23 protein-coding genes, 1 tRNA gene and 1 pseudogene are annotated in these 23989 nt (G+C 64.8%); 10 read left to right on the top strand and 15 right to left on the bottom strand.

Features of this window, described 5'->3' with window-relative positions:
* Positions 1 to 175: 175 nt before the first annotated feature.
* On the bottom strand, positions 176 to 1729 hold the full coding sequence (locus DM995_RS17000; RefSeq protein WP_116970183.1) for a site-specific integrase: 1554 nt from the start codon (positions 1727 to 1729) through the stop codon (positions 176 to 178).
* Positions 1730 to 1819: 90 nt separating this feature from the next.
* A tRNA-Leu gene (locus DM995_RS16995) sits at positions 1820 to 1906 on the bottom strand.
* Between the two features lie 234 nt (positions 1907 to 2140).
* Between DM995_RS16995 and DM995_RS16990 the strand changes: the two genes are divergently transcribed.
* Complete coding sequence (locus DM995_RS16990; RefSeq protein ID WP_116970182.1) at positions 2141 to 3085, top strand: complex I NDUFA9 subunit family protein; 945 nt, start codon at positions 2141 to 2143, stop codon at positions 3083 to 3085.
* 19 nt (positions 3086 to 3104) lie between these two features.
* Here DM995_RS16990 and DM995_RS16985 read toward each other — a convergent pair whose 3' ends face one another.
* Positions 3105 to 3701, bottom strand: coding sequence for a TetR/AcrR family transcriptional regulator (locus DM995_RS16985; RefSeq protein WP_023836522.1), 597 nt, complete (start codon positions 3699 to 3701; stop codon positions 3105 to 3107).
* A 60-nt stretch (positions 3702 to 3761) separates the two neighbouring features.
* Between DM995_RS16985 and DM995_RS16980 the strand changes: the two genes are divergently transcribed.
* Entirely contained in the window at positions 3762 to 4685 is a 924-nt protein-coding gene (locus DM995_RS16980; RefSeq protein ID WP_116970530.1) for a metal-dependent hydrolase, read from the top strand.
* 126 nt (positions 4686 to 4811) lie between these two features.
* Here the strand turns inward: DM995_RS16980 and recR are convergent, their stop codons facing one another.
* On the bottom strand, positions 4812 to 5408 hold the full coding sequence (gene recR / locus DM995_RS16975; RefSeq protein WP_023836520.1) for a recombination mediator RecR: 597 nt from the start codon (positions 5406 to 5408) through the stop codon (positions 4812 to 4814).
* A 50-nt stretch (positions 5409 to 5458) separates the two neighbouring features.
* Between recR and fmt the strand changes: the two genes are divergently transcribed.
* Together fmt and truA are read left to right on the top strand one after the other, a co-directional pair.
* Complete coding sequence (fmt, locus tag DM995_RS16970) at positions 5459 to 6454, top strand: methionyl-tRNA formyltransferase (protein WP_116970181.1); 996 nt, start codon at positions 5459 to 5461, stop codon at positions 6452 to 6454.
* Positions 6451 to 7191 carry a tRNA pseudouridine(38-40) synthase TruA gene (gene truA, locus DM995_RS16965; protein ID WP_116970180.1) on the top strand — a complete coding sequence of 247 codons (741 nt, stop codon included), beginning with the start codon at positions 6451 to 6453 and terminating at the stop codon, positions 7189 to 7191. The genes fmt and truA overlap by 4 nt, the downstream gene beginning before the upstream one ends.
* On the opposite strand, the gene DM995_RS16960 is transcribed toward truA, so the two are convergent.
* From DM995_RS16960 to DM995_RS16940, 5 genes are all read right to left on the bottom strand, one after another.
* Positions 7188 to 8507, bottom strand: a complete 1320-nt coding sequence (locus tag DM995_RS16960; RefSeq protein ID WP_116970179.1) for a sensor histidine kinase — start codon at positions 8505 to 8507, stop codon at positions 7188 to 7190. The genes truA and DM995_RS16960 overlap by 4 nt on opposite strands.
* Positions 8508 to 8583: 76 nt before the next feature.
* Positions 8584 to 9261: a response regulator transcription factor gene (locus DM995_RS16955; protein ID WP_023836516.1), complete on the bottom strand. Its 678-nt coding sequence runs from the start codon at positions 9259 to 9261 to the stop codon at positions 8584 to 8586.
* 117 nt (positions 9262 to 9378) lie between these two features.
* The gene (locus tag DM995_RS16950; protein WP_116970178.1) at positions 9379 to 9699 is read right to left on the bottom strand and encodes a PepSY domain-containing protein; all 321 of its coding nucleotides are present in this window, start codon (positions 9697 to 9699) and stop codon (positions 9379 to 9381) included.
* Between the two features lie 209 nt (positions 9700 to 9908).
* Entirely contained in the window at positions 9909 to 10640 is a 732-nt protein-coding gene (locus tag DM995_RS16945; RefSeq protein WP_116970177.1) for an SIMPL domain-containing protein, read from the bottom strand.
* A 243-nt stretch (positions 10641 to 10883) separates the two neighbouring features.
* Positions 10884 to 11735 (bottom strand): D-amino-acid transaminase, encoded by an 852-nt coding sequence (locus tag DM995_RS16940; RefSeq protein WP_116970176.1) that lies wholly within the window; start codon positions 11733 to 11735, stop codon positions 10884 to 10886.
* A 121-nt stretch (positions 11736 to 11856) separates the two neighbouring features.
* Here DM995_RS16940 and DM995_RS16935 point away from each other — a divergent pair, with 121 nt between their 5' ends.
* On the top strand, positions 11857 to 13683 hold the full coding sequence (locus DM995_RS16935; RefSeq protein ID WP_116970175.1) for an ABC-F family ATP-binding cassette domain-containing protein: 1827 nt from the start codon (positions 11857 to 11859) through the stop codon (positions 13681 to 13683).
* 18 nt (positions 13684 to 13701) lie between these two features.
* Here the strand turns inward: DM995_RS16935 and DM995_RS16930 are convergent, their stop codons facing one another.
* Positions 13702 to 14013 carry a chorismate mutase gene (locus tag DM995_RS16930; protein ID WP_116970529.1) on the bottom strand — a complete coding sequence of 104 codons (312 nt, stop codon included), beginning with the start codon at positions 14011 to 14013 and terminating at the stop codon, positions 13702 to 13704.
* Positions 14014 to 14236: 223 nt separating this feature from the next.
* On the opposite strand from DM995_RS16930, the gene rpsD reads away from it, so the two are divergent.
* Entirely contained in the window at positions 14237 to 14851 is a 615-nt protein-coding gene (rpsD, locus tag DM995_RS16925) for a 30S ribosomal protein S4 (protein ID WP_023836510.1), read from the top strand.
* 78 nt (positions 14852 to 14929) lie between these two features.
* On the opposite strand, the gene DM995_RS16920 is transcribed toward rpsD, so the two are convergent.
* Together DM995_RS16920 and DM995_RS16915 are read right to left on the bottom strand one after the other, a co-directional pair.
* Positions 14930 to 16846 carry an alpha/beta hydrolase family protein gene (locus tag DM995_RS16920; RefSeq protein ID WP_232824459.1) on the bottom strand — a complete coding sequence of 639 codons (1917 nt, stop codon included), beginning with the start codon at positions 16844 to 16846 and terminating at the stop codon, positions 14930 to 14932.
* A 260-nt stretch (positions 16847 to 17106) separates the two neighbouring features.
* The gene (locus DM995_RS16915; protein WP_116970173.1) at positions 17107 to 17919 is read right to left on the bottom strand and encodes a response regulator; all 813 of its coding nucleotides are present in this window, start codon (positions 17917 to 17919) and stop codon (positions 17107 to 17109) included.
* Positions 17920 to 18169: 250 nt separating this feature from the next.
* Here DM995_RS16915 and DM995_RS16910 point away from each other — a divergent pair, with 250 nt between their 5' ends.
* Entirely contained in the window at positions 18170 to 18415 is a 246-nt protein-coding gene (locus tag DM995_RS16910) for a NepR family anti-sigma factor (protein WP_031317612.1), read from the top strand.
* Entirely contained in the window at positions 18415 to 20010 is a 1596-nt protein-coding gene (locus tag DM995_RS16905; RefSeq protein ID WP_031317611.1) for a sensor histidine kinase, read from the top strand. The genes DM995_RS16910 and DM995_RS16905 overlap by 1 nt, the downstream gene beginning before the upstream one ends.
* A 101-nt stretch (positions 20011 to 20111) precedes the next feature.
* Here DM995_RS16905 and tgt read toward each other — a convergent pair whose 3' ends face one another.
* Both tgt and DM995_RS22930 read right to left on the bottom strand, forming a co-directional pair.
* On the bottom strand, positions 20112 to 21239 hold the full coding sequence (tgt, locus tag DM995_RS16900) for a tRNA guanosine(34) transglycosylase Tgt (protein WP_116970528.1): 1128 nt from the start codon (positions 21237 to 21239) through the stop codon (positions 20112 to 20114).
* A pseudogene (locus DM995_RS22930) lies at positions 21213 to 21677 on the bottom strand (DUF6456 domain-containing protein); the annotation flags it as partial. The pseudogene DM995_RS22930 and the gene tgt, both read right to left, overlap by 27 nt.
* A 115-nt stretch (positions 21678 to 21792) precedes the next feature.
* On the opposite strand from DM995_RS22930, the gene DM995_RS16895 reads away from it, so the two are divergent.
* Together DM995_RS16895 and DM995_RS16890 are read left to right on the top strand one after the other, a co-directional pair.
* Positions 21793 to 22356 carry a helix-turn-helix domain-containing protein gene (locus DM995_RS16895; RefSeq protein ID WP_116970172.1) on the top strand — a complete coding sequence of 188 codons (564 nt, stop codon included), beginning with the start codon at positions 21793 to 21795 and terminating at the stop codon, positions 22354 to 22356.
* Between the two features lie 13 nt (positions 22357 to 22369).
* Positions 22370 to 23533: a glycosyltransferase gene (locus DM995_RS16890; RefSeq protein WP_116970171.1), complete on the top strand. Its 1164-nt coding sequence runs from the start codon at positions 22370 to 22372 to the stop codon at positions 23531 to 23533.
* Here the strand turns inward: DM995_RS16890 and DM995_RS16885 are convergent.
* Positions 23530 to 23922 carry a PilZ domain-containing protein gene (locus tag DM995_RS16885; RefSeq protein WP_198669406.1) on the bottom strand — a complete coding sequence of 131 codons (393 nt, stop codon included), beginning with the start codon at positions 23920 to 23922 and terminating at the stop codon, positions 23530 to 23532. The genes DM995_RS16890 and DM995_RS16885 overlap by 4 nt on opposite strands.
* Between the last annotated feature and the right edge of the window lie 67 nt (positions 23923 to 23989).

The following is a 23989-nucleotide window of genomic DNA, read 5'->3' as shown; positions in this document are numbered from 1 at the left end:
TTTCTATTATTTACCCACATCGCAATGATAATTGCGAAAATAATACCAGCCTGAAACTCAGATACACTTTTTGCCTACATCATAATCAGGACAAGCCCAACGAGCCACTTTGTATCGACAATCGTCCAACGGTCATAAGGCACTGACGCATCTCCGTTAATGACAAATAACATGTTCATTTTATTTTATCTATTGACAACAGATCATTAATATTTAACCCCGGGATTCGAAACGACTCAATAGCTGAAACAAGAACACGCAAAGATGGTGCAACTCCATACTTGTCTGCAGCATCCTTCCCTTCATGCCCTTGGAATTGTCGGCACACCCGCTCAGGGATACCGGCATCAACGGCATGGGTTTTCCAAGTATGGCGGAATGAGTGAAAGACCTTGGCCTTATCCCCTATCCCGCACTGCTGCTTATAACGGCTGAACCACTGCCCTACCTTGTCGGTTAGCTTGTTGCCAATCCCAACCGGCTTCAAACCGGGGAACACCCTCCCCGACTGATCCGGTAGGCCCTTAACGTAGTCGATAAAGCCAAGTTCAATCAGTTTGGGATGTAGCGGCACTAGCCGATTGCTCGCTTCATTTTTGATCTGATTGGGCAAAGCGTCATCGTCCGGGGTATCTGTAATGTCGATACACCACGCCATCTGTCGTTTGTCAGCATCGTCTATGTAGGCCTCTCGCCTAACATCTTGGACGCGAAGCTGACCGATTTCCTCCCGCCGCGCACCCATAAACAGGGCTATCAGCGGAAGCCAGTACACCGCTTCCCCAAAGCCGCCCTTGGGCCGTTCGCCCTTGGCATGGACAGGCCCAGCAAACAGCGCGTTAAGGTCATCGGTGCTAAAATCCTTGCGCCGTTCTCGCCGCTCATTGATAGCCATCTTTACGTCGCGGGCAACATTGACGGGGATAATATCCTCTTGCGCCGCCCATTCGAGCAAGGTCCGCAGATAGGCGAGACGGTCCCTAACATTGATCTGCGAACGCTTCGGGTCGGCGATCAGTAGCCGCTTGTAAGCCATCACATCGGCCTTGGTGATTAGCTCGACGGACTTACGACCAATCATCGTGTTGAACAGCTTGGCATCACGCCAATAGGCATCTTTGCCACGGGGAGACGGCTTACGCTCAGCAGCCCAGCCATCGACAATATCTGTATCGAGATAGATGCCTTTGCCCGGGCCGCATTCGACGGCCTGATTTTTGGTTTCCGTTGGCCGGGCATCGTTGCCATAGCGAGCTTGCATAGACGCGATCAGCGCCCCTGCATTTTCCCGCTCGTTAGCGACGATCAGCTTGACCGCCTTGGCAATATCAGCCGGTGGAGCATCGACCTGGCCCCCTGCTGCCAGCGCATCCATGACCGGCTCCAGCCGCTCAATTTCCATATCGTTGGCAAACAGGTCATCCGCCACAAGGTCAGCCTGTAGCTGGTCATGCTCCCACCGCGTCCGTTCCCGCTCGATCTGCATTGCGGATTTTGTGGCAGGGACCGGGGCAGGTTTAGAAGCCGCCTGATCCCGCTTCGCTTGGCTGAGCAGAGCATAACCAGCTTTGGTCATATCGGGAATCAGAGCTTTGGCCGCTTCCCGATCCTTTAGACCCAGCGACCGCTTGATTTCCCGCCTGCCACCCATGAACGGGCGCAGGTCCGCAGGTATGCCCATGCGGAAATAGTAGACCCCATTGGGCGCTTTATGGAGATAGGAACACATAGGCTTTCGTCCTCGTACCTTTGTACTAGACGCTTGTAAAAAGCCATTGTTTTTCAATTATATCTAAGGCCTTCAAGACCTTAGTACAAATGGTGCCCAGAAGAGGACTCGAACCTCCACGCCCTTGCGAGCGCCAGCACCTGAAGCTGGTGCGTCTACCAATTCCGCCATCTGGGCACGGGGTAGGAGCGCGCCTCTAGCCGGAGTGCTGGAAGGCGTCAACTGCCTCTTGCCACATTCGCCAAAGATTTTTGCGTCCTCGCCGCCATCGCCCCGCAAAAGCGCAACTGGGGCGTTGCGCGGCGCGTTTGGCTGATGCAAAGGCGGACGTGGAGACGCATCGGCCGTCGGCCCCGCGCGCCCCTTCGGGGCTGTGCGGCGCCGGGCCGAAGAGAATCACGGGACGGACACATGCGCGACAAACTGATCACGATTTTCGGCGGCGGCGGTTTTCTGGGTCGGCACATCACCCAGCATCTGGCGGCCACCGGCGCGCGCGTGCGCATCGCCCAGCGCAACATCCGGATCGCGCAGGATGTGCGGCCGCTGGTCAATCTGGGTCAGATGCAGCTCGTCGCGGCCGACATCCGCAAGCCCGACACCGTCGCGCGCGCCGTCCATGGTGCCGACGCGGTCATCAACCTGGTCGGGATCCTCAAGGGCGACTTCGACGCGTTCCACCACGAAGGCGCGGCCAATGTCGCGCGCGCGGCGGCGGCCGCAGGCGCTCAGGCGCTGGTGCATGTCTCGGCCATCGGTGCCGATGCGGCATCGAAAAGCGCCTATGGCCGCAGCAAGGCCGAGGGCGAGGCCGCCGCGCGCGCCGCCTTCCCGAGCGCGACGATCCTGCGCCCGTCGATCGTGTTCGGGCGCGAGGACCAGTTCATCAACCGCTTTGCCGGGCTCATCTCGGGCCTGCCGATCGTTCCGATCATCGGCGGCAAGGCCCGCTTCCAGCCGGTCTATGTCGATGACGTCGCCGAAGCAGTGAAGCTCAGCCTGATCGACCCCGCGCGCTTCGGCGGCCGGACCTTCGAGCTCGGCGGTCCCGAGACGATCAGCATGGCCGAGCTGAACAAGCGCATCGCCAAGGAAATCGGCGAGGACCCGAGCTTTGTCGACATGCCCGATTCGCTGTCCGGGCTGATGGCGGGCCTTACCGGCTGGCTGCCCGGCGCGCCGATCACGCGCGACCAATGGGCGATGCTGCAGAGCGACAATGTCGTGGCCCAGGGTGCGGAAGGCCTCGAGGCGTTCGGCATCACCCCGACGCCGATGGCAGCGGTGATCGGCGATTATCTGGTGCGCTTCCGCAAGCACGGCCGGTTCGGCGCGCGCGCCAAGCGCGTCGGCTGATCGGCGCCGGCGGCGCGGTTCAGACCGGCTGCCCCTGCTGCCAGCTCAGCAGCGACGCGGTCAGCTGCTTTTCCGCGATCGCGCGGCCCGTGTCGCGATCGAGCCCCAGCGCGCCCGCCAGTTGCGCCCCCATCAGCGCGTCGCCCAGCGCCATGGTGCACAGCGACAGCGTGTCCTCGTGCAGCGTGCGCCCCTCGGGCGCGTGCTCGGCGAGCTCGTCGACCAGCTGGTGGATCGCCTCGACGATAGGATCGAGCGCATCCTCATTGCCAGACAGCAGCATCCAGCAGGCGAGCGCCCCTGCCCCTTCGCGATCGAACGCGTCGAACGCCATGTCGACGATATCGCGCGGGCTGCCATCGCCATTGCGCAGCCGGATGACCGCCGCGCCGATCATCTGGCAGATCGATTGCGCGAGATATTCGGCCAGCGCCTTTTGCAGACCCGAGGCCGATCCGAAATGATGCAGGAGATTGGCATGCGTCCGCCCGATCCGCCCGCTCACCGCCTTCAGCGTCACCGCCTGCGGTCCGGTCTCGATCAGCAGCTCGCGTGCGGCGGCGAGCGCGGCGGTGCGGCTCTGCTCGGGGCTCAGCCGTCTTTTCGCTATTGACATCTATGTAAGTAACCTTATTGTCATCAATGTAAGCAACACCCCTGCATTATGGACCCCGCCATGAACGCTCCGCAATCCTTTTCGCCGCAATCCCTTGCGAATGCCGATTCCATTGATCGCAAGCACACGCCTGCCGATCTGGAGCTGATCGTCCGCGACCGCCGCTTCGGACGCGAAAGCAAGATGCGCCGCTGGTGGATGGGTGGCGATCCGATCGGCACCGCTTTCTACAATGCGCTTTCGGTCACCTTCCCCAAGGGCGAGGCGTTCTTTATCGAGAGCGTCAAGGAATTCCGCGAGGGCACGTCCGAGCGGCTCGCGAACGAGATTCGCGCGTTCGTGAAGCAGGAGATCAACCACACGCGCGAGCATGTCGCGTTCAACCGCCGCGTCGTCGATGCCGGTTACGACGTGAAGCGGCTCGAGGAAGATGTCGACAAGGCGTTGGCGCTGACCAAGGGCCGCCCGAAGATCGCCAATCTCGCCTCGACCATGGCGCTCGAGCATTTCACCGCGATCCTGGCGCAGCAGCTGCTCGCCAATCCGAAGCATCTCGAGACCGCCGATGCCGATTCGCGCGATCTGTGGCGCTGGCATGCGATGGAAGAGATCGAGCACAAGGGCGTCGCGTTCGACACCTGGATGCACGCGACCAAGGACTGGAGCCGCTGGCGGCGCTGGAAGGTCAAGTCGCTGGTGATGCTGATCGTCACCAAGAACTTCCTGCACCATCGCGCGGTCGGCATGCTCGAACTGCTGCGGCAGGATGGGCTGACCGGGCCGAAGGTCTGGGCGCAGCTGTTCTGGTACGCGTTCGGCAACCCCGGCATGGCGCGCAAGATCATCCTGCCGTGGATGACCTATTTCCTGCCCGGCTTCCACCCGTGGAAGCATGACGACCGCCACCTGATCCAGCTTGCCGAGAGCGACTATCAGGACGCGGTGATGGCCAAGGCAGAGCCCGCGCTGGTTCCGGCGGAGTAAGGCTTTAGCCCCTCCGTTTGTCCCGAGCGTGTCGAGGGACCTTACTCAACCGATCGAGATTACGTCCCTCGACTTCGCTCGGGACAAGCGGGACTTGGGTCCATCAGGCCACGGTGGCAGCCCCCCCTAGACCACCGGCTTCCTCGCCCTGAGCGCCTGGGCCAGCGTCCCCTCGTCGAGATAATCGAGCTCGCCGCCCATCGGCAGGCCCTGCGCGAGCTGGGTGAGGCGCACGGGATAGCCTTCGAGCCGCTCGGCGAGATAATGCGCCGTCGTCTGCCCCTCGAGCGTCGCGTTCATGGCCAGCACCACCTCGTCGATGCCGCCCTCGGCCACGCGCGCGATCAGCGAGGCGACGCCCAGATCTTCCGGCCCGATGCCGTCGAGCGCGGACAATCGTCCGCCCAGCACATGATAGCGCCCGACGAACAGCCGGGAGCGATCGAGCGCCCAGAGGTCCGACACCTCCTCGACCACGCACAGGCTGCGCGGATCGCGGCGCGGATCGGTGCAGATGCCGCAGGGGTTCTGAGTGTCGACATTGCCGCAGATGTCGCAGGTGGAAAGGTTCGCGCGCACCCGCTCCATCGCCTCGACCAGCGGGGTGAAGGCGCTCTCCCGCTTCTTGAGCAGGTACAGGACCGCGCGGCGCGCCGAGCGCGGCCCCAGCCCCGGCAGACGGGCGAGCGCGGCGGCCAGGTCCTCAATCTCTTGCGATGCCATGGCCTGAGCTTTACGGAGCCGCATCGCCCCAAGCAAAAGAAAAGTCCGTCATGCGCCTCTCCTTCATGGGAACCCCCGATTTTGCCGTGCCGACGCTGCGCGCGCTGGTGGAGGCCGGGCACGACATCGCGGCGGTCTACAGCCAGCCGCCGCGCCCGGCGCATCGCGGCAAGAAACTCACCCCCTCCCCCGTGCACCAGCTGGCCGAGGAACTGGGGCTGGAGGTGCGCACGCCGGTCTCGCTCAAGGGCGATGAGCAGAAAGCCGCGTTCGCCGCGCTGAACCTCGATGCGTGCGTCGTTGCCGCCTATGGCCTGATCCTGCCGCGCGCCGTGCTCGATGCGCCGCGCCATGGCTGCCTCAACGTCCACGGATCGCTGCTGCCGCGCTGGCGCGGCGCCGCGCCAGTGCAGCGCGCGATCCTCGCCGGGGATGAAACCACGGGCGTGACGATCATGCAGATGGAAGCCGGGCTCGATACCGGGCCGATGCTGCTCAAGGGCGAGACGCCAGTGGCAGGCAAGACGGCGGGCGAACTCACCCAGGAGATTGCCGAGCTGGGCGCGCGGCTGATGGTGCAGGTGCTGAGCGATCTTGCCGCCTATCCGCCGGTAGTGCAGCCGGACGAGGGCGTGACCTATGCCGCGAAGATCGACAAGGCCGAGGCGCGGCTCGATTTCTCGCAAAGCGCCGAGCAGGTCGAACGCCAGGTGCGCGCCTTCAACCCGATGCCCGGCGCATTTTTCGAGCTCAATGGCGAGCGATTGAGGGTGCACAGCGCCGAAGTCATTTCGCCGATCCCCTGCGCAGGCAGGGGCCCATCTCCCGACGGTAGCGTCCAGCACGGCGGGCAGGAGATGGGTCCCCGCCCCCGCGGGGAACCGGGAGGGGTACCGCCCGGCACAATCCTCGACGACCATCTCACCATCGCCTGCGCCGACGGCGCGATCCGTCCGACGATCATCCAGCGCGCCGGTCGCCCCGCCATGCCGATCGAAGACTTCCTGCGCGGCTTTGCCGTTGAACCGGGCACGGTCATCGCATGACGCGCTTTGCCCTGACGCTGGAGTTTGACGGCGGCCCGTTCATGGGGTTGCAGCGCCAGGCGCATGGCCCCAGCGTGCAGCAGCATGTCGAGGAGGCGGTGCAGGCGATCACCGGCGAGGCGTCGATCCTCCACGCCGCGGGGCGCACCGATGCCGGCGTCCATGCCCTCGCGATGCGCGCGCATGTCGATATCGAAAAGCGCATCGATCCGTTCCGGCTGATGGAGGCGCTAAACGCGAAACTGAGGCCTGAGCCGATCGCGGTGCTGGCCTGCGAGATCGTGCCCGATGACTGGCACGCACGCTTCTCCTGCACGGGCCGGTCCTATATCTACCGCATCACCAACCGCCGCGCGCCGTTGACGCTCGAGCGCGGCAAGGCGTGGCAGGTGTCCGCGCCGCTTGACGTGCCCGCGATGCACGCCGCCGCGCAGCATCTGGTCGGGCACCACGATTTCACCACCTTCCGCTCGGTCCACTGCCAGGCGGCGAGCCCGGTCAAGACGCTCGACCGGCTTGACGTGATCCGCGACGGCGACGAGATCGACATCCACGCCGCCGCTCGATCCTTCCTGCACCATCAGGTGCGATCGATGGTCGGCTGTCTGGTGCTGGTCGGGCGCGGCAAATGGTCCGGCGAGGATCTCAAGGCCGCGCTCGACGCGCGCGACCGCGCCGCGCTCGGCTTCAACGCACCACCCGATGGGCTATATTTTGCAAGCGCGACCTATAGCTAGAGCGCGCGGGGCAGCCGAAGCCGCACCAGCAGCCCGCCCAGATCCTCGCTCTCGTCGAGCTCCACCTTGCCGCCGTAGATCTCCGCGACATCGCGCACGATCGCGAGCCCGAGCCCCGTGCCCGGCTTGCCGGTATCGAGCCGCGCACCGCGATCGAAGATGCGCTCGCGTTCCTTCTCGGGAATGCCGGTGCCGTCGTCCTCGATCCAGATATCGACCAGCTTCGGGTCCGCCGCACCCTTCGGATCGATGGTGACGAAGACGCTGCCGCCGCCATATTTGCCGGCGTTTTCAACCAGGTTACCGAGCATTTCCTCGAGATCCTGGCGCTCGATCGCGACCTCGGCGCTCTTGCTGCCGTCGAGGTCGCAACGGACATGCGGGTAGAGCCGCACCACCGCGCGCTCGACCGCCTGCGCGCTTTCCCACACATTCGCGCGCGCCAGCGCCTGCCCGCGCCGTCCGACGGCGCGCGCGCGGGCGAGATGATGGTCGACCTGCCGCCGCATTACCGCCGCCTCGCGGATCACGGTATCGGCAAGGTCATCGGCGCGCGCGGTGGCGCTGTTCATCACCACGGTGAGCGGGGTCTTGAGCGCATGCGCCAGATTGCCCGCATGCCGCCGCGCCTCTTCGGCCTGTTTCTCGTTATGCTCGAGCAGCGCATTGAGCTCCTCGACCATCGGCATCACCTCGATCGGCATCGGGTCGCGCACCCGGTCCATGCGGCCCGTGCGCATCGCCTGGATCGCCTCCCTCACCTTGCGCAGCGGCCAGAGGCCGTAGAGCGTCTGCAAGCCCGCCATGATGATGAGACCGAGCGCGAGCAACGCGAAGCTGTAGCCCAGGGTCTCGCGCAGCTGGCGCAGCTGCAGGTCCATCTCCGCACGCGACTGCGCCACCATGAAGCGCCAGCGCACCTTGGAACCGGGCAGATAAATCGACTGCTCGATGATGCGCAGCTCGTGATCGGGAAACTGGTCGCTGTCATAGATATGCGGCTGCGCATCGCTGTGCGCGGTCTCGATCTTGAGCGCGCGGTCCCACAAGGAACGCGAAGTAAAATCGGCATGGCCCTGGCCGCTGATCTGCCAGTAGAGCCCGCTATTGGGCTCCAGAAAGCGCTGGTCGCCGAGGGGGCGGTTGAAGAACACCTCGCCATCGGGCCCGATCTCGGCCGAGGAGATCATCGCGGTCAGCACATATTCGAGCTGATCGTCGAAGCTTGTGGTGATGGTGTTGGTGAGGATGCGGTCAAGCGCGAGGCCGCCGCTCAGCAGCAGCACGAAGATCCATGCCGCCGCGATGCCGATCATGCGGCGGCTCAAGGACCCGGTATTGGGCAGCGGCGCAGGCGGGGGGCTCTGGGCTTCCGCGCCCGGCTGCAGGGTGTCAGCTGCCGACACGCTCGGCAGGGTCTTCAAGGCTGTAGCCCAGGCCGCGGATGGTGGTGATCACATCGGGGCCCAGCTTCTTGCGGATGCGCGTGACGAACACCTCGATGGTGTTGGAATCGCGGTCGAAATCCTGGTCGTAGATATGCTCGATCAGCTCGGTACGGCTGATGACCTTGCCCTTGTGGTGGAGCAGGTACGACAGCAGCTTGTATTCCTGGGCGGTCAGCTTCACCGGCTCGCCGTTCAATGACACCTTGCCCGAGCGCGTATCGAGCCGGACATCGCCCGCGGTCAGTTCGCTCGAGGCATTGCCCGAGGCGCGGCGGATCAGCGCGCGCAGCCGGGCGATCAGCTCTTCGGTCTGGAAAGGCTTGGCGAGATAGTCGTCCGCGCCCGCATCGAGGCCCGCCACCTTGTCCGACCAGCTGTCGCGCGCGGTCAGCACCAGCACCGGGAAGGTGCGGCCTTCCTTGCGCCACATGCCGAGCACGGTCAGGCCGTCGATCTCGGGCAGGCCGAGGTCGAGGATCACCGCGTCATAATCCTCGGTCGATCCCATGAAATGGCCGTCCTCGCCATCGGTGGACAGGTCGACAGCATAGCCGGTCGCCTCGAGCGTGGACTTGAGCTGCTTGCCAAGGGTCGGTTCATCCTCGACGATCAGAATGCGCATGGGCAACTCCTGGAATTCGGGTGCAATACCGGGCGGCGGACGCCGCCCTTATGGAAAGCTCCCCATATCGGGGAAATGAACAGGTGTTACAAGGTAAGAAGCCGCGCCCGGACAGGCTCAGCCGGCCTGGCGCAGGATAGCCCCGGTACGCGCATCGACATCGACAAAGATGACCCTGCCATTGTCGAGGAATTTCAGCCGATAGACCTGAGTATCGGCGTCATATTCCGGACCCAAATACTGCATGCCCCGCATCCGGGGGAGGATGCGGCCCTCGATCTCGCGCAGCGACTTGACCTGTCCCGCCATGAACTGCTCGCGCGCCTCGCTCTGCTCGCCACGACGCTTGCCGTCGAGCGCATCGGCCTGGGGCGCGCCGGAGACCAGCACGGCCGAGGCCAGGACGAGCGCAGACAGGGTGGAGAAAACGAGGTTCATGATGCGTATCTAGCCCGGTTTCATTGAATAACCGCTGAATACCCCGCTAACGCCTTGTGCAGCCTTTGGCCAGTGCTTCGCGACCGATCGCCGCCCTCCCCCGTCATTCCCGCGAACGCGGGAATCCCGCTCCTCAGCCAAGGTCAGCGACGAAGCGGGACCCCCGCGTGCGCGGGGGTGACGAGATTGGTTTGGCTGACGGGTGCGGCTCAGCGCGACATCTGATAGGTGACGTTGACGGTGACCGACGTGCCCACCTGACCGCCTTCGATCGGAGGGGCGGCTTCGGCGACGACCCCGCGCGGGGCCATCATCTTCATCGCGCCGCCGAGCGGCGAGGCATTATAGGTCGCTTCCGAAACCGCGAGCACCTGCACCCCGGTGAAGCCCACGCGCCTGGCATAATCCATCGCCTGCATCTGCGCGCGCTTCATCGCCTTGTCGCGCGCCTCGGCCTGCGCGGCGCTGTCATCGTCGATGCTGAAGAACGGGCCGGAAATGTTGTTCGCACCCTGCGACACCACCGAATCCAGGATCGCGCCCAGCCGGTCGACCTGGCGCACCTTGACCGTCACCGTATTGGTCACCTGATAGCCGATGAAGCGCGGCGCGCGGCCATCGGTGCCATAGTCATAATCCATGTTCAGGTTGATGCCCGAGGTCTGGATGTCCTCGCGCTTGATACCCAGGGCGACGATCTGCTTGATCACCTTGTCCATGTCCGCCGAATTCTGGCGCAGCGCGGCGGACGCGGTCGGGGCCTTGCTGGTCACGCCCGTGCTGAAGGTCGCGGTATCGGGCGCGCCGAGCACCGTTTCGGTGACGCTGAGTTCGACGACTGGCGCACCGGCGCTCGGGGTGATCTCGACAGCCGCCATCGCGGGGGTCGCCGCAGCGGCCAGGATTGCAAGGGGAAGCGCGCGGACGAGCGGGGTGGTCATGGGGTATTTCTCCACAAATCAAAAACGGTTTGGCCGCTCCTGTTTCATCCCCTTCTCGTCACCTCCACGAAGGCGGGGATCCCGGTTATCCCTCCAATGGTGGAGAGGAAGCGGGATTCCCGCCTTCGCGGGAATGACGGAAGGGCCTGTTCGAGAGAACGGCCATCCGTCTACGCCTGTGCACGGTTCAGCGTTGCGCGCGGCTGAACGACCGGATCAGCCGCCCGACAGGAATGAAAGTGCTCAACCCTGCGCGCGGGCGTGCTCGATATAGGCCTTGCGCAGCGCCATGGTCTCAAAGCCCGGACGGCCATCGCCGACGCTGAGCCCGTCGATCTCGACCACCGGCATCACGAACAGCGAGGCGGAGGTGACGAAGGCTTCCGCCGCACCCTGCGCCTCGGCGATCGTGAACGGCCTCTCCTCGACCGTGATGCCGCTTGCCCGCGCGATGTCGATCAGGCTCAGTCGGGTGACGCCGGGCAGGATGTGATGCCCCAGGTCGCGCGTCACGAGATGGCCGTTCGGGGTGATGATGCACGCGTTCTGCGAGGTGCCTTCGGTGATGACGTCGCCCTCGACCAGCCAGCAATCGTCGACGCCCGCCGCCTTGGCCTCCATCTTCATCATGCTGGCATAGAGCAGCTGCACCGTCTTGATGTCGCGCCGTCCCCAGCGCCGGTCGGGCCGCGTGATGATGCGCATGCCGCGCTCGGCCATCGGGTTGAAGACCAGCGCGCGCGCTTGCGTGAAGGCGAACACGGTCGCCGGCGTCCCCGCCTTCGGAAACAGGAAATCGCGATCCGCCGCGCCCCGGCTGATCTGGAGGTAGATGGTGCCCTCGGTCAGCGCATTGCGCTCGATCAGCGTCGCGAGAATTCCGGGCCAGTCGGTCGCGCTGCAATCATGATCGATCGTCATCTCCGCCAGCGAGCGTTCGAGCCGCATCATGTGCGCGGCATAATCGATGATCCGCCCGTCGAGCACCGAGAAGACCTCGTATACTGCATCGGCGAACAGCAGGCCGCGATCGAAGATCGAGACATGCGCCGCGTCCTCCGCGACGAACTGGCCGTTGATGAAAACCGTGCGCATGCGCGACCCTTTCTGGCTGTTTTGCCCAGCGTCTTGCGCCCGGCGCGGCCCATGGGTCAAGCCGGATAAGATGCCCGGGGCGGGGATTGCGCCCTGCGCCTGCCCCGCCTAAGTGGCGCACATGTCCACTCCCCCCGTCTTATCCTATGAAGACCTTGGCCTCGTCCAGGGCACCGGCTGGCTGTTCCGCGATATCAACCTGCATATCGGCCCGCGCGACCGGCTGGCGCTGATCGGGCGCAACGGCGCGGGCAAGACGACGATGCTGCGGCTGATCGCGGGCGAGATCGAGGCCGATCGCGGACGCCGCACCGTGCAGCCCGGCATCCGCGTGGTGATGCTGGCGCAGGACCCGGACTTCAAGGGCTTTGCGACGCTGAACGACTGGGCGCTCGCCGGAGACGACGCCCCGCCCGCGCACGAGGTCGCCGCGATCGCCGACCAGATCGGCATCGACCTGTCGCGCGATGCCAGCACCGCCAGCGGCGGCGAGCGCCGCCGCGCCGCAATCTGCCGCGCGCTCGCCAGCGAGCCCGATGTGCTGCTGCTCGACGAGCCGACCAACCATCTCGACCTGGCCGCGATCGACTGGCTCGAAAGCTGGCTGGGGCGGTTCAACGGCGCGTTCGTCGTCATCAGCCATGATCGCACCTTTCTCGAGCGGTTGACCCGCCAGACCCTGTGGCTCGACCGCGGCAATCTGCGCCGTCAGGAGATCGGGTTCGGCGGCTACGAGGCCTGGATGGAGCAGGTCTATGCCGAAGAGGCGCGCGCCGCCGACAAGCTCGATGCCAAGCTGAAGATCGAGGCGCACTGGCTCGAACGCGGGGTCACGGCGCGACGCAAGCGCAACCAGGGCCGGCTCGCCAAGCTGTGGGAGATGCGCGCGCAGCGCGCCTCGATGCTGGGGCCGCAGGGCACCGCCAAGCTGGAGGCGGTGAGCGACAACAGCAAGACCAAGTCGGTCATCGTCGCCGACCGTGTGTTCAAGAGCTTCGGCGAAGGCGAGGGCAAGCGCACGATCATCAAGGACTTCTCGTTGCGCGTGCAGCGCGGTGACCGCATCGGCATCGTGGGTTCCAACGGCGCGGGCAAGACCACGCTGATCCGCCTGCTCACCGGCGAGCTGGAGCCCGACAGCGGCACGATCACCCTCGCCAAGACGCTCGACGGCGTCATCATCGACCAGCAACGCAAGCTGATGCAGCCCGACAAGCGCGTGCGCGACGTGCTGGCCGAGGGTGGCGACTGGATCGACGTGCGCGGGGTGCGCAAGCATATCCAGGGCTATCTCAAGGAATTCCTGTTCGACCCCGGGCTGGTCGAGGCGCGGATCGGCACATTGTCGGGCGGCGAGCGATCGCGGCTGCTGCTGGCGCGCGAATTTGCCCGCGCCTCCAACCTGCTGGTGCTTGACGAGCCGACCAACGATCTCGATCTGGAAACGCTCGACCTGCTGCAGGAGGTCATCTCCGATTATGACGGCACCGTGCTCATCGTCAGCCACGACCGCGACTTTCTCGACCGCACGGTCACGGTTACCCTGGGGCTCGACGGGTCGGGCACGGTCGATGTCGTCGCGGGCGGCTATGCCGACTGGGAAAAGCAGCGCAAGCAGCGCATGGCCAACTGGGTGAAGTCCGGCGCATCGAAAGCCGCCGCAGCAGCAGCAGCAGCCGCTGCCGCGCCCCCTCCCCCGCCTAGGCCGCAGCGCGCCAAGCTCAGCTACAAGGACCAGCGCGATTACGACACGTTGCCCGAGCGGATCGAGGCGATCGAAGCCGCGATCGCGCGCGACGAGGCGGCTTTGTCGGACCCCGATCTCTACACGCGCGATCCCGCCAAATTCGCCGCGCTGACCAAGGCGATCGAAAAAGCGCGCGACGAAAAGGACGCGGCGGAGATGCGCTGGCTCGAGCTCGCGGAAATGGTCGAGGCGATGGGCTGAACGCTCACGCCCGCCGATTCAGCGGCGCAGCAAGTCCCAATGCTCGCCTTCATAGGCGATCGAGGCCTCGACCAGTCGGTCCCAGAAATCGCCGATCAGCCCGACGGGCACGCCGAGCTCGAACGCGGCCTCCTTCGCCTGGGCGATCACCTGCGCCTTGCGCGCCTCGTCTCGGACCATCGCGCGGTCGGGCTTGATCCGCGCGGCGGCGCGCATATAGCCGAAGCGCCGAGCGAACAGTTCGATCAGCTCGCGGTCGAGCGCATCGACGCCCGCGCGCACCTCGGCCATGGTCGTGCAATCTTCGGGCGCTTTGACGGTGTCTGACATGGGCTCGGGATAGCGAGGCCCGCCGCGCCTGTCGAGCGCGCGGCACGACTTGACTCTGGCGCGACGCTTCGCCATAGGCCGCGCTTCGCAATTGGCCCTGCACCCCGGTGAAGCAGCGGCCGCATGGCGCACACTCGGCACCATGGCGCGATCCCGGGACATCTGGCCGCAGCATTGGGCAGCGGCCTCGCCTGGCAACAGGCAGCAAATTGGAGAATGACGCGTGTCCAAACGCAACAGTGCAAAGTACAAGCTCGACCGCCGCATGGGCGAGAACATCTGGGGTCGCCCCAAGTCGCCCGTCAACAAGCGCGAATACGGCCCCGGCCAGCACGGCCAGCGCCGCAAGGGCAAGATGTCCGACTTCGGCCTGCAGCTCCGCGCCAAGCAGAAGCTCAAGGGCTATTACGGCGAAATCACCGAAAAGCAGTTCAAGAAGAACTATACCGAAGCCAGCCGCATGAAGGGCGACACCAGCCAGAACCTCATTGGTCTGCTGGAACAGCGCCTCGACATGGTCGTCTATCGCGCCAAGTTCGCGCCGACCATCTTCGCTGCGCGCCAGATCGTCAGCCATGGCCATATCCGCGTCAACGGCGTGAAGTGCAACATCGCCTCGCGCAAGGTGAAGCCGGGTGACGTCGTGTCGCTGGGCAAGAAGGCGCAGGAAATGGCGCTGGTCATCGAAGCCCAGGGCCTGGCCGAGCGCGACATTCCCGACTATGTCGCCCCCGACGGCACCGACAAGGTCACCTTCACCCGCATCCCGACGCTGGACGAAGTGCCCTATCCGGTGAAGATGGAGCCCAATCTGGTCGTCGAATTCTATTCGCGCTGATCCGGTCCATCGCCGAAACAGATACGAAAAAGGCGGGCCGCAAAGCCCGCCTTTTTTGTTGCGCCCCGTTCGCCCGGCTCACTGGCCCGCGAAGGCTTTTTCCATGAAGGCGGCGCTGGTGCGCAGCAGTTCGGCGCGGATGGCGCCATCTTCGAGATAATGGTCGCGATTCTTGTAGATGTGCAACTCTGAGCTGCGTCCGGCATCCTTCAGCTTCGCGTCCATGAGCTTGGCATGCCCCACATCGACATTGCGGTCGATATCGCCATGGAACATCAGCACCGGCGCCTTGAACGCGGCGGCATTCTGCGCGGGTGAGCCTTCCTTGATATGCTTACCCTCGCCAAGAAAATCGCGGACATACGCATAGTCGCCCCAGCCATAGCTGTCGCTGCGCAGCAGGGCGAGATCGGTCACCGGCGCGACCGCGACGACCGCCTTGAAGAGGTCCGGTTCCAGCACGTTGGACTGCAGGGCCGCATAGCCGCCATAGGACCAGCCAAAAATGGCCATGCGTTTGGCGTCCGCGCCCTGCTTGGCCAGCCAGTGCGCGCCATCGTTGATATCGGCGATCGCGATCTGCCAGTCCTGAAACGCATTGCGCTTGAGCCAGCTCTGGCCATAGCCCGCCGACCCTCGGAAATTGGGCTGCAGCACCGCATAGCCGCGCTGCGCAAAGAACTGGGGCAGCCAGTCGAAGCCCCAGCTGTCGCGGGACTGCGGACCGCCATGCGGCATGACGACGACGGGCAGCCCGGCAGCACTGGTCTTGCCGGGCGGTAGCGTCAGATAGGCGGGGATCTGGGTTCCGTCGCGGGCCGGGTAGGTGATCGACTCCATCTTGCCGAGCGCCACCTGCTCCAGCCCCGGCCGCATCGCGAGCAGATTGGCCAGCGTCTTGGCATCCCGGTCGAACAGGAAGAAACGACCCGCGTTCGTGTCGCTTCCCGCCCATATCAGCATCTTGCGCTCGTCCTCGCTCGATTCGACCACTTCAACGATCGGCAGATGCGGAATCGCCTTGGCCAGTTGATCGACCATCTTCTGCACATCGGGATCGATATAGTGAATCTCTCCAGCATCGGTCGTATAGCGCACACCGATCACCCGACCGCGTCGGCCGATCCGGGCAAAGCCGCTGACATCGACCTGCGGATGCGCGAACACCAGGGTTTCGGAATCGCTGCCATCGAGCGACCGGCGGAATGCCGCCAGTCGTCCATCGACACGGTTCAGGCCGTAGACAATGTTGAGCTTGGGATCGACCGCATAGGGATCGAAGCCCTGCCGGTCCTTGTCCACCGTGCTCAGCGGCAGCCAGTCCTTGCTGTCGGGCTTGCGATAATAATAACGACGCAAGCCCAGTTCAGCATTCTCACGCGACGACATCGTTCCCTTGATCCGCACCCTCCCATAACCGTCGGAGATAAACTCCATCGCCTCGATATCGGGTTGCTCGACAACCTTGCTGCGCAGGGTGCGCGTATCGACCAGATCGACCCCGGTGCCGGATTTCTTCTGCGCGATCAGCGTGCCAGAGCCGGACGAACTGACCGCTTCCTGCGGGATATATTCACGCACCATCAGGATGTTGCCATCTTCGGACGGGTTCCAGTCGATGACATTGCCGCCGCTCAGCGCCACGCCCAGGCGCATGCCCGTCCCGCCCTTGCGGACATTGATCACCTTGACCTCGCCGCCCGCCGCATCCACCGCGATCAGCCGCGAGGCATAAAGTGGCCTGCCCTCGACCATCACCGATGCAATGAGCATGCACACGAGGCGATCATTGCCCGACCAATGGCACGATTCGATGCGCTCGGGCTCGCCATCGACCCGGAACACGCCACGCGGTGTCTGGGGAGTCGGCACCAGGTCGGCCACCATCACGGCCACCCCCTGTCCGCGGGTCGGCGAAAGATAGACCAATTTGGTACCGTCGGGCGAAAGACTGGCATTGGTCACCATTTCCCGGGCACCGAACTGCTCCGCCATATCGACCGGCTGCGCTGTTTCTCCGCTCTGAGCCAACAAATTCGTCGACATCGGTGCCGCCATCAGGCCTGCAAGGATGCCTGCCACCCGAACAGAAAAACGCATCGCAGATTCACTCCCCTAACTCCAGTGGGACAGGAATGCCGCGACGGCCAACAACAGGCAAGAGCGATGCGACGACACGCAAAGAAAAAGGCGGACCATCGGCCCGCCTTTTAACACCGCATCAAAATACATCCAAAATGGATTTAAATTCTTGATTACACGGTTTCGGGATCGAAAAAGAACAGGGCGTGGCTGATCGCCGCGCGCACTGTGTTGCGGTGGAACGGCTTGGTGATCAGAAAGGCTGGTTCCGGGCGCTCGCCGGTGAGCAGGCGCTCGGGGAAGGCGGTGATGAAGATGACCGGCACGTCGATCTCGCGCAGGATGTCGGCCACCGCGTCGATGCCCGAGCTGTCGTCGGCGAGCTGGATGTCGGCGAGCACCAGACCGGGCTTGTCGCGGCGGGCCTGCTCGACCGCCTCGTCGCGGGTCACCGCGATGCCGGTCACGTCATGGCCCAGATCGCGCACGATCGTCTCGATATCCATCGCGATGATCGGCTCGTCCTCGATGATCAGCACCTTGGCCTTGATCTGGCTGTCGATCTCGCTCAGCGCCTCGGCGACCAGGCTGGAGACGGTGCGGTCGTCCAGGCCCATCAGATAGGCGGTATCGGCATTGGAAAAGCCTTCCATCGCCGTCAGCAGCAGCGCCTGGCGCGACAGCGGCGGAATGCGGCGCAGCCGCTGTTCGGCGAGCAGGCGGCGCGAGTCGTCATCGGCGTCGGGATAGGCGTCGAAGCTGTCGGCTTCCTGGCGATCATCGTGGGTCGAACCCCAGATCACCTGGAACACGCGGTACAGGCCCAGCCGGGCATCGACATCGCTGGGGAACTGGTCGGGCGCGGCGATGATCGCCTGCAGCGTCGCCTTCACATAGGCATCACCATGGTGCTGATCGCCGGCAAGCGCCCGGCTGTATCGCCGCAACAGGGGTAGATGGGGAGCGAGCGTCTGGCCCAGGGACATGCAATGAAACTCCTTTTTCGGCTGGTGCCGTGTCTATGGCCTTCCGCCCCCCGTGTCAAAACCGGGGGCGCAAAGGGATGCCGGATGTGAAAGCAGACAAACCGAACCTCGGCTAAGGAACAATCCGCGCCGCAGTTTGTTTCCTTGTCCGAGACGTTTATGCACAATCCCGCACGATTTTGCGGGCTTGGCAGGGTTGGGACGGCTTGCTAAGCCCATTTCGGGACGGAATTTCAACAGGCGGGATGGGATGCTCGTGCATCGTGACAATGACGATCAGTCCGGCGGCGACAAGCCTGTGAAAGGCCGCACCGGCACCAAGCCGCATCTGGTCAGCGAAAATCCCGAGCCCGGTGGTTCGCTCTCTGCCGACCAGCAGGGCGGAGACGACGGCAAGTCGCATCTGATCGGCGATGCCCTCAAGTCCGTGTACCAGCGCACGCTGGAAGAGGAGATCCCAGACGACTTTCTGGATTTGCTCAAGCAGTTGAAATAATGCGCAGGACAGACCGGGCACAGCTCCCGTTTCTGGCGCCGATGGCGCGCCTGTCGATCGGCACCCGCCTGTTCCTCATCCTGGCATTCGCCCTGCTGCCGCTCGCGCTAGGCGCGGTCATTGCCAATCGCAGCCTGGCCGATACCGCCAACGAGGAGCGCAACCGACTGCTCCAGAAGAATGTCGACGATGCCGCGCTGCGCCTGAACACGGCCATCGACAATGATCTGGCGATCCTCAGCGCCGCCGCCTCGCAAATTGCCCTGGGCGAGGACCCTGCCAAGATCTGCCTCAACCTGCGCGAACAACTGGGCAGCCAGCAGACGCGCTTTGCGGCATTGCTTTTCGCCGACAATACCGGCCCGCCGGCATGCCAGATCGGCGCAGTGCCGCGGACGCTGCGCGACGTGGGTGCCAATCCCTCGGCACCGGCCGTGACCCTCTCGCCCCCGGCCAAGGGCGCGATCTTCATCACCCGCGGCCGCGTTTCGGTCGCGCGCGCGGTCGCCTATTATTCGGCCGACAGCCTGTTCACGCTGGCCGATCCGGTCGACGATGTTCCGCTCTCGCAATTCGAGCTCCGCTCGACCGCCGATGTGCTGCCGCTGACCGAGATCCCGCCCAACTGGCAGCGCAGTCTCAATGCGCTGATGACGGCGCAGTCCACCGTGTCCGGCGTCAATCTGGACCTGCGCTATGTGCGGCCGAAACAGTCCCCGCCCGAATTCCTCGCCCAGATCATTCCGTTCATCACGCTGCTTGCGGCCGCGATCATCGGATGGCTGGTCGTGAACATCATGCTCATCCGCCCGCTGACGCTGCTGCAGCGCAAGGTGCGCCAGTATGAAATCGGCGAGCAGCTGGCGCCGATGGAGAAGACCGCGTTCAACGCGAGCGAGATCGAAGAGCTCGACCAGGGATTTGTCGCCCTGGCGCGCAAGGTTTCGATCGACCGCGAGGCGCTGGACGAGGGCCTCAAGCAGCAGGTGATGCTGACGCGCGAGGTGCACCACCGGGTCAAGAACAACCTCCAGATCATCGCCAGCCTGATCAACCTGCATGCGCGTACCGCCGATTCCGATCCGGCCAAGCTCGCTTATGGCAAGATCCAGCGCCGCGTCGATGCGCTCGCGGTGGTCCATCGCAACCATTTTGCCGGCAACGAGCGCAACGAGGGCATCAACCTGCGCGCTCTGGTGGGCGAGCTGGCGGGAAGCTTCGAACATGCCGACAACCCGCACGGCGGCGATGGCCCGGACATCATGATCGATATCGACAATGTCCATGTCAGCCAGGATGTCGGCGTGCCGATTGCGTTTCTGCTCACCGAGATACTCGAGCTGATCCATTTGACGCGCCCCGATGCGCCGATCCGCATCTCTGCCGTGCGCAAGAGCGACGATCCGGCGAAGATCGTGCTGCGCGTCGCCTCGCCTGCGCTGGGTCCCAATCCGGCGCTCGAAGCGATGCTCGCCGATGGCATCGACCGCGTGATGACCGGCCTCGCGCGCCAGTTGCGTGCGCCGCTGGAGCGCGACGCCGCGTTCGAATGTATCGCGATTGCGGTACCGGTTTTCGTGCCTGCACGGGCTTGAGCCAGTAATGGCTAGCTCGTCACCCTCATGGAGGTGGGGGTCCCGCTTTTCATCCGGCTCTGGTGCAGAAGCGGGATTGCCGCGTTCGCGGGAATGACGATTCAGCTGCCCTTTGCATAATAGCGCGCGCGGAAATCCTCGCCGAACTGCGCCATGCGACCCTCGCCGATCGCCGCGCGCATCGCAGCCATCAGGTCCTGGTAGAAGCGCAGATTGTGCTCGGTCATCAGCATCGCACCGAGCATTTCGCCCGATTTCACCAGATGGTGCAGATAGGCCCGGCTGAAGCGGGTGCAGGCGGTGCAGCCGCACGCTTCATCGAGCGGCCCCTGATCCTCGGCATGCCTCGCATTGCGGATGTTGATCGGCCCGTCCCAGCTGAACGCCTGGCCGTTGCGCCCCGATCGCGTCGGCAGCACGCAATCGAACATGTCGACGCCGCGCTCGACCGCGCCGACCAGATCGTCGGGTTTGCCCACGCCCATCAGATAGCGCGGGCGATCGTCGGGCAGCTGGCCGGGCGCATAGTCGAGCACGCCGAACATCGCCTCCTGCCCCTCGCCCACCGCAAGCCCGCCGATGGCATAGCCATCGAAACCGATATCGCGCAGCGCATCGGCGGACTGCTGGCGCAACTGTTCGTCCAGCGAGCCCTGCTGGATGCCGAACAGCGCCGCACGCTCGGCATGCGCGCCGCCGCTGTCGAAGCCCTCGCGCGAGCGCCGCGCCCAGCGCATCGATCGCTCCATCGCCGCGGCCTGGACATCGCGCCTCGCCGTCGCGGGTACCAGCTCGTCGAACGCCATGACGATGTCGGAGCCTAGCAGCCGCTGGATTTCCATCGAGCGTTCGGGGCTGAGCATGTGCCTGGAACCGTCGAGATGGCTGCGGAACGCAACCCCCTCCTCGGTCACCTTGGTCAGCGCCGAAAGGCTCATCACCTGATAGCCGCCGCTGTCGGTGAGGATCGGGCGCGGCCAGTCCATGAACTTGTGCAGCCCGCCCAGCCGCGCGACGCGCTCGGCTCCGGGGCGCAGCATCAGGTGATAGGTATTGCCCAGGATGATGTCCGCGCCGAGTTCGCGCACCTCGGCGGGCTTCATGCCCTTGACCGTCGCGGCGGTGCCGACCGGCATGAACGCAGGCGTGCGGATCGTGCCCCGCTTCATCGCGAGCTCGCCGAGCCGCGCGTCGAGCGCCAGCCGCAGTACCAGACGACCCGAGCGCACCGGCCAGCCCAGTGCCTTTTCCGCGACTGGCATCGTCTCGCCCGAGCAGATCACCCGCCAGGCGATGTCGTTGAGGTCGCGCCCCAGCGCCGCCATCGCCGCATCGAAGCGCTGGCGTGCCGCCGTCTGACGCTCGGTCGGCTCGAGATGATCGTCGCTGCCCCGGCGCGCGCCGGAGCGCGGCGCCGCGTCCCAGCGCATGGTAAGCGAGGGCGACAGGTTTGCGCGCTCCCAGTCGCTGCGCAGCTTCTCGCCCGCATCGAATTGCCGCTCGCCGATCAGCCCGCGCGCGAGCAGCCAGCCGAGCGGCGATTCGGCGAGGTTCACCGTCACCGAACGCGCCGGCCGCCGCGCGCCATCGACCCTGCGCCCGACTGTCTCGCCCTCGATCACCTTTTCCGCAAGCAGCCTGCCAGCCTCTGCCCGCACGCCACGCATCGCCTGCTTTTGGGCCATGTTCAGCTCCCCTGATGGTTCGTGATGGAAGAAGCACTTGCCACAATGGTTGGATTGTAGGAAAGAGAATTATCCATATTGGTTAGGACATGCTCCCATGATCAACCGCATTCGCGATGTACGCCGTGCCCGCAATCTGACGCTCGAAGAGGTGGCGCAGCGCTGTGATCCGCCGACCACCGCGCAGACCATCGGGCGGCTCGAGACCGGTACGCGCACGCTCTCGCTCGACTGGCTGAACCGTATCGCGGCGGCGCTCGAGGTCGAATCGAGCGCGCTGGTCAGCAGTTCGGCGGCATCCGATCTTCCGCTTGTCGCGCTGCTGTCTGCCGACGGCGCGCGCGCACCGACCCGCACCGAACGCGCATTGCCCCCCATTGCGGCGGACAATCTGATGGCGCTGCGCGTCAGCGGCAGCATCGGCGACTATCGCAGCGGCGACATGCTCTGGCTGCGCAGGGTCGAGCAGGCCGACCTTGCCAGCGCGCTCAACCGCGACGTGCTGGTCCCGCGCCCGGCGGGACGCTTCGTCTTCGGCCGGTTGATCGCGCGCGAAGGCGGGCGGATGCAGATCCTGCCCCCCGGCCCCGGCTCGCGCCAGCAGGTGGTCAACGATCCACCCTGGCTGGCAGTGGCAGAAACGTTAATCCGCACGCTGTAAGGCTGGGGCGGTGATGCGCATCCTCACCCTTGCCACGCTGTTTCCCAACGCAGCCCGCCCCAATTTCGGCATCTTCGTCGAACGCCAGACGGCGACCCTGGCGTCCCGCGAGGATGTCGAGATCACCGTGATCAGCCCCCAGGCGGTTCCGCCCTGGCCGCTGTCACGCCACCCGCGCTATCACGCGATTGCACAATTGCCGTTTCGCGAACGCTGGCGCGGGCTCGATGTCTATCGCCCGGCATTCCTCCACCTGCCCGGCCTCGGCAACGCCCTTCAGCCGCAGCTGATGATCCGTGCGATCTGGCCGCTGGTCGAGCGATTGCATCGCGCCGTCCCTTTCGATCTGATCGATGCAGAATTCTTCTTTCCCGACGGACCCGCAGCGCGCGAACTCGCGCGGCGGCTGGCCATCCCCTATTCGGTCAAGGCCCGCGGCGCGGACATCCACCATTGGGGCAACGACGCGAAGACGCGCGAACAGGTGCTCCGCGCCGGGCAGGACGCGGCCGGGCTGCTGGCGGTCTCGGCAGCGATGAAGGGCGACATGGTCGCGCTCGGCATGGCCGAAGCGAAGATCACCGTGCATTATACCGGCTGCGACCAACAGCGCTTTGCGCCCCGCCCCGATGACGGCCTGCGTAGAGAGCTCGGCATCGAAGGTCCGATGCTGATCACGGTGGGTGCGCTGATCGCGCGCAAGCGACAGGATCTGGTGATCGAGGCGCTGCCCGCATTGCCCGAGGCCACGCTGGTGCTGGCGGGCGCCGGCGAGCAGGAAGGCCGCTATCGCGCTCTGGCGCAGCGGCTGGGGGTAGAGACCCGCGTGATCTTTGCAGGCGCGCTGCCGCACGAAGACCTTCCCCGCTGGCTGGCCGCAGCCGACGTGATGGTCCTGCCATCTAAGTCCGAGGGTCTGGCCAATGCCTGGGTCGAGGCGCTGGCCTGCGGCACGCCGATCGTGATCAGCGATGCAGGCGGCGCGGGCGAACTGCTGACCGATGCGGTTGCTGGCCGTATCGTGCAGCCGACACCCCAGGCCCTGGCGTCCGCGATCAGCGAGCTGCTGGCGCTGACGCCCGACCGCGAACGCGTGCGCGCCGCCGTTGCCGATTTCACCTGGGACCGTAACGCCGATGAGCTGCACCGGCATTTTTCCCGCCTGCTGTCGACCTAGCGACGTTCCTGGCGCTCACGCAACGTGCGGATGATGCGGTTGCAGATCGTCGGGCTGAGCGCCTCGACGAAGTGGCAGCCGAAAAGATGGCCTTCGGCCCAGACGATCTCGCCGTGAATGGGGGCAACACCGTCGATGGTGAGTGTCACCGGCGCGTGCATCCGTAACGGGTGGTCGGTTTCGAACCGGCATCCGGTGATCGAGAGGTTGGTGAGCATCACCGTGCAATGGCGACGCCCCTGGTCGACCAGTTCAGCCTCGATATTGACATTGATGCGGATGGCGAAGCGGCGATCCGCCGCTGGCTTGCCCTGGGGGCCCTGCCTTCCTGTCAACGCTGCCATAACGGCCTCCAGCAACCCTTGTTCTTTGCGCCGTGCGGTCTGCAAGCAGACAGCTTGGTGCAATCGCTCAAGGCTTTAGCGCGCAGAGCCTAATCGAGCGTAAACGGAAGTG

Source organism: Blastomonas sp. UPD001 (assembly GCF_003426715.1).
Taxonomy (GTDB): Bacteria; Pseudomonadota; Alphaproteobacteria; order Sphingomonadales; family Sphingomonadaceae; genus Blastomonas.
This window is presented reverse-complemented; position numbering and strand designations above follow the sequence as displayed.